At 62.4% G+C, this 10973-nt stretch carries 9 protein-coding genes; 7 read left to right on the top strand and 2 right to left on the bottom strand.

Annotated elements, in window-relative coordinates; translation table 11 throughout:
* Positions 1-264: 264 nt before the first annotated feature.
* Both ACI38B_RS07735 and ACI38B_RS07730 read left to right on the top strand, forming a co-directional pair.
* Positions 265-885, top strand: coding sequence for a DUF2975 domain-containing protein (locus tag ACI38B_RS07735; RefSeq protein WP_439730231.1), 621 nt, complete (start codon positions 265-267; stop codon positions 883-885).
* Positions 886-1122 carry a helix-turn-helix domain-containing protein gene (locus tag ACI38B_RS07730; protein WP_439730230.1) on the top strand — a complete coding sequence of 79 codons (237 nt, stop codon included), beginning with the start codon at positions 886-888 and terminating at the stop codon, positions 1120-1122.
* A 135-nt stretch (positions 1123-1257) separates the two neighbouring features.
* Here ACI38B_RS07730 and ACI38B_RS07725 read toward each other — a convergent pair whose 3' ends face one another.
* Complete coding sequence (locus ACI38B_RS07725) at positions 1258-3936, bottom strand: DNA gyrase/topoisomerase IV subunit A (protein WP_439730229.1); 2679 nt, start codon at positions 3934-3936, stop codon at positions 1258-1260.
* An 87-nt stretch (positions 3937-4023) separates the two neighbouring features.
* Between ACI38B_RS07725 and ACI38B_RS07720 the strand changes: the two genes are divergently transcribed.
* Positions 4024-5241 carry an alkaline phosphatase family protein gene (locus tag ACI38B_RS07720; protein ID WP_439730228.1) on the top strand — a complete coding sequence of 406 codons (1218 nt, stop codon included), beginning with the start codon at positions 4024-4026 and terminating at the stop codon, positions 5239-5241.
* Positions 5242-5320: 79 nt separating this feature from the next.
* Here the strand turns inward: ACI38B_RS07720 and sepH are convergent, their stop codons facing one another.
* Positions 5321-6505 carry a septation protein SepH gene (gene sepH, locus ACI38B_RS07715; protein ID WP_439730227.1) on the bottom strand — a complete coding sequence of 395 codons (1185 nt, stop codon included), beginning with the start codon at positions 6503-6505 and terminating at the stop codon, positions 5321-5323.
* A 160-nt stretch (positions 6506-6665) separates the two neighbouring features.
* Here sepH and ACI38B_RS07710 point away from each other — a divergent pair, with 160 nt between their 5' ends.
* The 4 genes from ACI38B_RS07710 to ACI38B_RS07695 all read left to right on the top strand — a co-directional run bounded on the left by ACI38B_RS07710 (position 6666) and on the right by ACI38B_RS07695 (position 10899).
* A complete protein-coding gene (locus ACI38B_RS07710) occupies positions 6666-6956 on the top strand; it encodes a DUF4193 domain-containing protein (protein WP_015450273.1) in 291 nt (96 codons plus the stop codon).
* Complete coding sequence (dut, locus tag ACI38B_RS07705) at positions 6956-7435, top strand: dUTP diphosphatase (RefSeq protein ID WP_439730226.1); 480 nt, start codon at positions 6956-6958, stop codon at positions 7433-7435. Before ACI38B_RS07710 ends, dut begins: the two co-directional genes overlap by 1 nt.
* Positions 7436-7657: 222 nt before the next feature.
* Positions 7658-9949 carry a RelA/SpoT family protein gene (locus ACI38B_RS07700; RefSeq protein ID WP_044092954.1) on the top strand — a complete coding sequence of 764 codons (2292 nt, stop codon included), beginning with the start codon at positions 7658-7660 and terminating at the stop codon, positions 9947-9949.
* Positions 9950-10173: 224 nt separating this feature from the next.
* Positions 10174-10899, top strand: a complete 726-nt coding sequence (locus ACI38B_RS07695) for an ABC transporter ATP-binding protein (RefSeq protein ID WP_439730225.1) — start codon at positions 10174-10176, stop codon at positions 10897-10899.
* Positions 10900-10973 lie beyond the last annotated feature (74 nt).

Here is a 10973-nt window from a genome sequence, read left to right as displayed (position 1 = left end):
TGGGTCTGTGTTTGTTGGGTCTGTGTTTGTTGGGTCTGATGTACTGGCTCGCTCTGATGCTGCGATGGTGTCGGCGATGTCATGGTTGCTCCTTCTCGACCTCGGATATCCCCATCGTAAGTATCGAATGTCGATACATGTCTATCGATAATCGATTCATCACAGATATTACACATCGAGAAACGATATATTTCTCTCGTTTATCGATACTGCTATGCTGGACATGCCGACGCGGCAACCGCCGTGCGGGGAAGGAAGGCATCCATGGCAATCGAACAGCCGCAGCATCCACGGCAGCGCAATGGGAAGCCGCCTGTGCGCAGCAGACACAACGAACCGGCTACGTCGGGCGATTTGGGAGACGATCCGTTCGCCGGGCAACAGACCGCGGATTCAGGCAACGGTATCAGCCCGGTTGTGATCGTGGTGCTCAAAGTCGCGCTGGTTGTATTCATTGCCATGTCGGTTGCCGCGCAGGTATGGGCCCTGCCGCTTGTCGCACGGCGCAGTGCCCAGGACGCCCCGCAATACGCGCCATACGCGACCGGCTACCTCCTGGCGGTGATTGCGGCGCTCGCATGTTTCGAAATCGGTCTGGTCGCCGTATGGAAACTGGCGTCGCTGTCCGGCCGCGGCATCGTGTTCACGCATGATTCCCTCGTCTGGGTCGATATCATCATCGCCTGCGTCAGCATCGCAGCAATCATCGCGCTCGCCTTGTTTGTGCATACCGCGTTCATCGCGCATCTCAAACCGCTTGCGGTGCCGTTGGGCGCGCTGTTGGTCGCCTTGGGACTGTTCGCGATGCTGCTGCTCATCATCGTCCTGCGCGCGCTGCTGGTTTCGGCCACGGCGCAGCGTGACGAACTTCAGGCGGTGATCTGAATGGCGATCCAGGTCAATCTCGATGTTCTGCTCGCCCAGCGGGGCATGTCGGTAGGGGAATTCGCCAAAGAGGTGGGCATCACGCCGGCGAATGTCTCCGTGCTCAAGAACGGTCGGGCCAAAGCGATTCGCTTCTCCACCCTCGAGGGCATCTGCCGCACGCTTGACTGCCAGCCGGGCGATGTGCTGCAATGGGTCCACGAAGATGATGAGGATGATGCCGCGACCGAAGCCTGACTCCCTCTTTCGGCCTGACTTCCTCTGCTTCTGCCGACGCTGGGTGGGGTGTGGGCGTCGGTAGAAGCGGGGTGGTGACCTTCTGCCGACACTGGAAGGCTCCTCAGCGTCGACAGAAGCAGAAGAGAGTTCGGCTCAGCCGGCGAAAGCGATTGGGGCGGCGAGTTCGACACCCGAACCGTCGCGACGCATATCCGGCTTCGGCAACTCCACCGGGGTGCCGTGCTCTGTGCTTGCATGCAGTGGGTACATGCCCACCCAGGCGAACAGCAGTGCGTTCTGTCCCTTGAGGAAGCGTTGCGATCTCACGCCGCCTGTGCCGCGGCCCTTGGTCGGGTACATTTCCAGCGGTGTGACCTTCGCTGCCCCGTTATCGGTTCCGGGCAGCGCTTCGGCATCGCCGGCAACCGTCAGCACCACCGCTCCGGACGCGGAGAACAGGCCATTGTCGCCTTCCTCATAGGTCCAGGCGATCTTGCCGGCCTCAATCGCGTTGAACGCGACCACATGGCAGCCCTCGGCCAGCCTGATGCCCGCCATACCGCCCGCGGTACGCCCCTGCGGCCTGACATTGCCCGCTTCGTACGTGAGCAGCGATGCGTCGGATGATATGAACACCAGACGGTCCTCATCGGACGCCGGGGCAGCGAACACCACGCTGTCCCCGTCCTTCAAATCGATGATGCCCCACGAGTCCATCGTGGTCGGCGATTCGCGGTTCCAGCGCTTGACCACGCCGTTGAGCGTACCGATGGCGAGTGGCGGCTGGCCATCCGACATCGACACGGCCGTCACCACGCGTTCCCCGATGACCGGGTCGGTGCTTTCCGTCGAACGCAGCAGCTCCTCGGCGTGCACTCCGCCGGCCACCGACAGCGTGTCCTGCGCGGGCAGGGCGGGCAGTTCGGCCACATCCGCGAGCACCAGACGCCCGGCGGAGGTGACCAGACCATAGCGCGCCCTGGTCGTAGTGGGGAACACCGTGACAATCTGGTCGTCGGCGGCGCGACGCCGGTCATCTTCCATCCCACCGGATGCATGGGATTTCCATACATCGACGGCGCTCGCCGCGGTTCTGGCAATCAGCCCAGACGCGCTCATCATCACCGCGCACGGCGTGTCGTCCAGTTGCAGCGCTGCGGTTGCATCCTCCTCATTGCCGGCTTTGCGGGCGGCAGCTGCTGCGGCGACATCCTCCGCGGCTGCCGACACACGGGATGCCGCATGGATGGCTTCCAGCGCTGTGTCCTGCACCCCGTCCTCGCTGCGGCCTTGCACCGGGACAGGGGAGAGCGACCCGTCGGGGTTGAGGTCGAGCAGCACCGTGCGCCGCGGCGTACCCCATTGGGCGACCGCCTGGTCCATTTCCTCGACCACCACACGGTCAAGCTCTTCGTCGGAGCCGAGAATACGTTCCAACTCCTCGATTTTGCGCTTGAGCTCGTCGCGCTCGGCCTCCAGCTCGATCCGGCTCATCTTGGTCAGTCGGCGAAGCCGCAAGTCGAGAATGTACTGCGCCTGCACCTCGTCAAGGTCGAACACCGCCATCAAACGGGTTTTCGCCTTGTCAGCGTCGTCGGAGGTGCGGATGACCTGGATCACCTCGTCGATATCCACCAGCGCGAGCAGCAACCCGTCGACCAGATGCAGACGCTCCAACGCCTTCTTGCGCCTGAATTCGCTGCGGCGCCGGATCACATTGCGCCGGTGCGTGATCCACACCTCGAGCATCTCCTTGAGACCCATGGTGTGCGGGCGCCCGTCGACAAGCGCGACGTTGTTCATGGTGAAGCTGTCCTCGAGCGGCGTGTGCTTGAACAGCTGCGCAAGCACGGCATTGGGGTCGAACCCGGTTTTGATTTCGATGACCAGCCGCGTGCCGTTATGCCGGTCCGTCAGGTCGATTGCGCTGGAAATGCCTTCGATACGGCGGTTCTTCACACCTTCGGAAATACGTTCCAGCACGCGTTCCGGGCCGACCATGAACGGCAGCTCCGTCACCACAATCGCCTTCTTGCGGGCCGTCACATTCTCGATATGTGTCGCCGCTCGGGTGACGAACGCACCGCGGCCGGTCTCGTACGCCTGCCGGATGCCGTCACGGCCGATGATGATGCCGCCGCCCGGCCAGTCAGGCCCCGGCACATAGCGCATGAGCTCCTCAAGCGTGGCATCGGGGTGGCGCATCAGGTGTTTCGCTGCTTGGACGACCTCGCCCAGATTGTGCGTGGCCATATTGGTCGCCATACCGACGGCGATGCCGGACGCGCCGTTGACCAGCAGGTTCGGGATAGCCGACGGCAGAACAGACGGTTCCTTGAGCTTGTTGTCGTAATTCGGGGTGAAATCAACGGTGTCCTCGTCGATGTCTGCGTTCATGCCGAGCGCTGCAGGCGCCAGCCTCGCCTCGGTGTATCGCGAGGCCGCGGGGCCGTCGTCAAGCGAGCCGAAATTACCGTGCCCGTCCACCAGCGGCAGACGCATCGCGAACGGCTGGGCGAGACGTACCATGGCTTCGTAAATCGCGGAATCGCCGTGCGGGTGAAGCTTGCCCATCACCTCGCCGACCACACGGGCCGATTTCATGTAAGGCCGATCCGGGTTCAGGTTCATCTGCCCCATCTGGTAGATGATGCGCCGCTGCACGGGCTTCAAACCGTCACGGGCGTCGGGGAGAGCACGCGCGTAAATCACCGAGTACGCGTATTCGAGGAAGGACTTGCTCATCTCGTCCTTCAACGGCGTTTCGACGATGTTCTCCTTGACCGAACGCGGATCATACGACGGGCGTGCCGGTTTGCGGTGTGATGCCATGTGCTCTCCTTCACAGATAACCGGACTATTCTACCCTCAAGCCCACCCAGCATGCCATTTTCAGGTCGCGGTGCTTCAATGGTGCATATGAGTGTCGAAGTGCCGGATAGTGATGAATTGCTGCGATTGACGTCCCCTGCCACCTATGGCGACGGCCAGGCGACGCGCGGCGGGGCGCTTCACCTATCAGCGGTCCTGCCTGCGGTATCTGACGCGATCGGCAGCCCTGTGACCACCCGCGTCCATACCGATCCGGCGGCTTTGCGCGACGCGATGGGCATGCCACGCGTCTCCAGTGTCATTGTCGTGCTCGTGGACGGGCTGGGCTACTGGAATATCGCGTCACGGATAGGACATGCCCCGTATCTGCGCTCGCTGCTCGCCGATAGTGTGAACAGCCGGCCTATCAGCACATGCTCGCCGTCCACCACGGTGGCGGCCATGGCGACCTTTGGAACCGGTTCCTGCCCGGGACTGACCGGCATGACCGGGTATACGCAATGCAACCCCGCAACCGGGCAGTTGTGCCAGCTCATCCAGTTCCGCGACGCCCCCGACCCGCAGGATTTGCAGCGGATGCCGACCGTTTTCGAGACGCTTTCCGGTCGCGGTGTGCGGGTGACCAGCGTTGGACTGCCGAAATTCTCGAATTCTCCGCTTACCCGTGCCGCGTTGCGAGTGCCGGACTACCACGGCAGCATCCGGCCGACTGACCGGGTGCGATTGGCGTGCGAGGCCGCCCGGGAGCCGGGGCTGACCTACCTGTACATCAGGGATACTGATAAGGTCGGGCACAATTACGGGTGGAATTCCGACCATTGGATTGCGGCATTCGAAGGGGTGGACGCGCAGTTGCATCTGTTGCGCCGGCGTGCACCCCGGGGCACGCTGATTGTCATTACCGCCGACCACGGCATGATCGGGGTCGATCCCGATCAGCGTATCGACATCGCCGAGCAGCCCGATCTTGCTCGCGGGGTGCGGCTGGTCGGCGGCGAGCCGCGCGCGGTCATGCTGTACACCGAGGACGACGCCGACCCCGATGAGGTTGCGGAACGCTGGCAGAACATCCTCGGGGAGCGTGCCGTGGTGCGTACGCGGGCCCAGGCGATTGCCGAAGGATTGTTCGGGCCGGTCGATGATCGTGTCAAACCCATGATTGGTGATGTGCTCGTTCACGCGGCGGAACGCGTCACCATCGTGGATTCCAGGACCCAGACCGATAAGGCGACACGGTTGCCCAGCGTCCACGGTTCGCTCAGCATGGCCGAGTCGGATATCCCGCTGTTGATGGACGTGGCGTGAGCGTCGATTGAACCCACGAAGCCGTCAAGTGGCTTACGACGCCGATTAGGCGGCGTTAACGGTTGTCGGTCTCCGGTTGTCAGTCTCCGAACAGGATTTCATCCCAGCTGGGCATTTTGCGGCCTTTGCCGTGGGCACGCCGCTGTGATTTGGCGTCATGGGCCTGATTGGCGGCCGTCTGAGCCTGGTTGGTATCTCCAGATAACTTTCGCGTTGCTGTCGCGTCCGCGTTGGATGCGTTCTGGACGGCGGATTGCCCGGATTGCCCCGCGGCAGTGTCCACATGGTGGACATCGTGTTCTGTCGGCGTGTCGCGCCGGGCGCTGGCCGGGGATGCCGACGCCTGTTGTGTGCGCGTGTCGTGCGCCGGGGTCAATGCGGAAACCGGTGTTGTCTGCTGGTGCGGGCGTGTCGCGGCGGCCGGGTTCTGCACCGGTTTAGACGTTGACGGCAGTGGCGGCTTGTTTGCGGCACCGCCGTCTTGCGACGGGGTTGCGGCAGAGGGGGTTGCGGCAGGCGATGCCGTCGCAGGCGCTGGCCGGGCCGGTGAAGTCGCGGAATCGGATTGCGGCGCCCTCCACGCGGAAACGGCGCGTTCGATGCGCGCCGAACGGACCGAATCGCCGGGGATGTTCAGCGAAATGGGGAAGTTCGGCCCCTCGTCGCCGTCATCGCTGGCGCGGTTTTCACCGACAAGTTTCTTCGCCGTGGCATCGAGACACACCATGGCGTTGTCGTGCATATTCCACGACCACGACGCGCTGACGCGGTTACCGGCAGATTCGAACCGGGCGGTAATCTTCCAAGGCTCCAACCCTCGGCGTGTCGCGCTCCAGGATACCGATTCCATGCCGATTCCCGCCGCCGCGAGCGTGCGCTCGATGAGCTCGGAGATGGTGTGCACGCGGGAATCCTTGGGGGCGGGCAGCATGAAGAACTGCTCGATTGCATACTGTTTCTCGGTCTCCACCCCGCTGGAGAAGCGCCTGACCAGCGTTTCGCTCAGGCCGTAGCGTTGCGCGACCTGCTCGGGTTCCGCGCCGGCGCGGATCAGCGACTGGATTTGGGAAATCGGCAGACTGGAAGTCGGCGGGGTCTGTTGATACCGCTGTTTTTCGGCCTTGAGCTGCTTGGCTTCGAGGATGGCGTGTTCCAGCGTGTCGTCCACAGTGACGCCGAAGAGCATGCCGCGCAAGGAGAACACGAGCTCCCCGTTGCGTCCGACATGGTCGAACTTGGCTTCCTGTATAGGATTTTCAGGCATGTGCGCACCACTTTCCTCGTCTTTGGGAACACTTCCTACACTACCCCGGAAAACACCGGCTTCGTGTCGTATTTTACGATGTTTTGGAAACGTGTATCCTATGCGGGGTACAGGTCATGTATTCTATGGCGCGTAACACATAACTCATGAGGAGGATGCGATGGCCCAGGACTATGATTCCCCACGCGGCAAGGACGAGGATGAGGAGTCGCTCCAGGAACTCGGCAAGAGCACGCAGAACACGTCGAACGAGGACGATGACGAGAACGCCATCGCCGAGGACTACGAGCTGCCGGGCGCCGATTTGAGCAACGAGGACGCTTCGGTGACCGTCATTCCGATGCAGGGCGACGAATTCATCTGCTCCGAATGCTTCCTGGTCAAGCACCGTAGCCAGCTCGCCTATACGGACGAGGACGGCCAGCCGGTGTGCAAGGAGTGCGCGGCCTGATGGCGGTCGATGAAGGCTATGTCGAGCCGGAAACCACCGAGGTGCTGGTCAAGTACTTGCGCCAGCCGTACCCCGACACGCTCAGATACGCGCATGCCGGCGATGCCGGCGCTGATCTGACCGCCGCCGAGGACGTCACGCTCCGTCCATTCGAGCGCGCCTTGGTGCCCACCGGGATCGCGATCGCGTTGCCCGCCGGGTATGTCGCGCTCGTCCATCCGCGCTCCGGACTCGCGGTCAAGCAAGGGATCACGGTCCTCAACGCCCCCGGCACAATCGATGCAGGGTATCGCGGCGAAATCAAGGTGCCGCTGATCAACCTCGATCCCGAGCGCACGGTGTCGTTGCACGCGGGGGACCGCATCGCGCAGATGGTCATCCAACGGTACGTCGAGGCGACATTCGTGCCCGCCGAGCGGCTGCCCGGTTCCGACCGCGCGGAACGCGGATTCGGGTCCACAGGGCTGTCCCGTTCCTGACACGCGCGTCGAAGTGGTACTATCCGTGGTACAACGGGCTTGTTATGCCGCTTGACGGCTGGCGTACGCGTTCAGGGAGGTGGAGCGATGACTGAGTTCAACGAATCGCACGACGGCGAGGACACCGAGCCGCGGCGGACGCCGGGGACGAAGGCAGGTGCCCCGGCTGCGCAGGGCGCATCCGATCAGACACCGCAGGACGACGATTTCGCCTCCGCCCATATGCTGGGCTGCGAGATCAGCGCTGATCCGCTCGACCCGCTCCAGCCCATCCTGCGCATGTGCCAATCCCACCATCCGGACGAGGATATGGACATTCTGGAGCGCGCCTATCGGCGTGCGGTCGTCCAGCATTCCACCCAGCGGCGCAAATCCGGCGAACCATATATCATCCACCCGCTGTCCGTCGCGCAGATTCTTGCAGATCTCGGTATGGGGCCGGTCGTCGTGGCAGCCGGACTGCTCCACGACACGGTTGAGGACACCGATTACACGCTCGCCCAATGCCGCGCCGAATTCGGCGATACTGTCACCGGGCTCGTGGACGGCGTCACCAAACTTTCAAAGATGGAGTACGGTGATTCCGCCCAGGCGGAGACCATCCGCAAAATGGTGGTCGCCATGAGCCGTGACGTGCGCGTGCTCGTCGTCAAGCTCGCCGACCGCGTGCACAACGCCCGGACGTGGCGCTATGTCAAGCCGGCGAACGCCCAACGCAAGGCGCGCGAGACGCTGGACGTCTACGCGCCACTCGCCAACCGGCTAGGCATGAACGCCATCAAAACCGAGCTCGAGGAGCTGAGTTTCAAGGTTCTCTACCCGAAGATCTACAACGAGATTGTCGTGCTTGTCGCACGCAGGGCCGGCCAGCGCGATGTCTACCTCAAGCAGATCATCGCCGAAATCAACGAGGACCTCGACGATTTGAACATCAAGGCGACCGTCACCGGACGCCCGAAGGACTACTTCTCCATCTACCAGAAGATGATCGTGCGCGGGCACGATTTCTCGAATATCTACGATCTGGTCGGCGTGCGCATCATCGTCGACACCATCCAGGACTGCTATGCGGCGCTCGGTGCCGTGCATGCGCGGTGGAACCCGGTCCCCGGCCGGTTCAAAGACTACATCGCCATGCCGAAACTCAACATGTACCAGAGCCTGCACACCACGGTGGTCGGGCCCGGCGGCAAGCCGGTCGAAATCCAGATCCGCACATGGGACATGCACCGGCGGGCGGAGTTCGGCATCGCTGCACACTGGAAGTACAAGGCGAACGGCCAAGCGGGTCGCGCGCTGAGCGATCCGGACAAGGACGACCGCAAGCGTGAGGACGGCAAGGACCTCGACGAGGCCGACAACCTCAAGTGGATCCAGCAGCTGGCCGACTGGACCAGCGAGACGCCGGATTCCAACGAGTTCCTCGGCTCGCTCAAGGAAGACCTCGGCGCTTCCGAAGTGTACGTGTTCACACCGAAAGGCAAAATCGTCTCCCTGCCAGCGGACGCGACGCCGGTTGATTTCGCATACGCCGTGCATACTGAGGTGGGCCACCGCACCATGGGTGCCCGAGTCAACGGACGGCTCGTCCCGCTCGACACGAAGCTTGAAAGCGGCGACACGGTTGAAGTGCTCACTTCGAAATCCGACACCGCAGGCCCGTCACGCGACTGGCTGAGCTTTGTGAAAAGCCCGAAGGCGCGCAACAAGATCCGCCAATGGTTCAGCAAGGAACGCCGCACCGAGGCGATTGAGGAAGGCAAGGACGAGCTGACGCGTGCGATGCGCAAGCGCAATCTGCCGATTTCCACGCTGCTGACCCCAGAAGCGCTGGTCGGCGTGGCTGAGGAACTCAATTTCCCGAACCCTGACGCAGTGTATGCGGCGATCGGCAACGGTCAGATCTCCACGCAGAATGTGATTGCCCGCCTCGTCAAGGACGCCGGTCCCTCCGAAGTCAACGAGGAGGTCGAGCAAGAGGTGCTGCCGCTGCGGCAGGTGGAACGCAGCAAGAAGCATTCGAACTCGATCGGCGTTTCCGTCAAGGGCGTGGACGACGTGTGGGTGAAGCTCGCGCGCTGCTGCACGCCGGTGCCAGGCGACGACATTATCGGCTTTATCACCCGCAACCAGGGTGTCTCCGTGCACCGCACCGACTGCCAGAACATGCTCGACCTTGAGAAGCGACAGCCTGAGCGTGTAATCCCGGTGGAATGGACCAGCACCAAGGGCCTGTTCATGGTCAAGATCCAGGTCGAGGCGCTGGACCGCCCACACCTGCTGTCCGACGTGACGCGCGTGCTGTCCGATCACGGGGTCAACATCATCTCCGGCTCGATTTCCACGGGATCCGACCGCGTGGCCACCAGCCAGTTCTCCTTCGAGATGGCTGAGCCGCAGCACCTCAACACGCTGCTGGCAGCCGTGCGCAAGATCGACGGCGTCTTCGACGTCTACCGCATCACCGGCGCGAAGGATTCCGCCGAACCGCGTCTGCGCCGCATGCAAGAGTAAGCCGGCGGCGGCCGTGCATACGCGGCCGACGGTCGGTGCCTGACGGCATTTGCGCGTATCGACACGCCATACTGGAACGACACGCCAAAACGACACGCCCTGTGATTTCCCTCACATTCTTTCCTGATGATGTACTGTGAACATCATCAGGGATGCATGGGTGCTCTCCACGCGATTGCGGTGCAGTGTTGCCTGTGCATAGCATATGAGGAAAGGGAACCGTCATGACAACGATGCCGTCCGTGCAGGGCGCAGCGCAAGCCGCGGAACGCTCAAGCGGGCACGCGCCCGATGATATCTCGGGACCACTGCCGGGTTGCGCGGTGCAGGCCACGGATTTGTGCAAGACATTCGGCAAGAGGACCTTATGGCGGGGGCTCGGATTCGACTTGCATGCGGGTGATATGGTTGCGCTGGTCGGTCCTTCCGGATGCGGCAAATCGACGCTTCTTAACTGCCTGGGGTTGCTTGAGCGGCCTTCCTCGGGCACGCTGCTCATTGACGGGTTGGACGTGGCATCGATGAATGGCCGGGCCAAGCGCCTGTTCCGCAAGAACCGCCTCGGATATCTGTTCCAGGATTACGCGTTGATTGACAATGCGAATGTCATGGATAATCTCAGCGTTGCATGGGGCGGCCTGCCTCGCAAGCGCCGTGTTGCCGCCGCGCACGAGGCGTTGGAATACGTTGGATTGCCCGGACGGGACACCGATGTAGTGTATCGGATGTCCGGCGGCGAACAGCAGCGTGTCGCACTCGCCCGTCTTATGGTCAAGCGTCCGGGGTTGGTGCTCGCCGATGAGCCTACCGGAGCGCTCGACAAAGCGAATGCCCACATGGTGGTCGACGGGCTGCGCCATATGGCCAGTCAGGGTGCCACCGTCGTGATTGCCACCCATTCGGATGCGGTCGCACAAGCCTGTGACCACACGATTGATCTGTCGGAATAGATAATAAAAATAACTGAATAAACATAATTATATGCTTCTATTAGTAAATGTTGTAATGATAATGGAGGAATAAT

Origin of the sequence: Bifidobacterium sp. (assembly GCF_051876855.1) — a bacterium.
In the GTDB taxonomy this organism is placed as follows: Bacteria; Actinomycetota; Actinomycetes; order Actinomycetales; family Bifidobacteriaceae; genus Bifidobacterium.
Note: the sequence above shows the minus strand (reverse complement) of the source record. Positions and strands in the feature narration are given on the sequence as shown.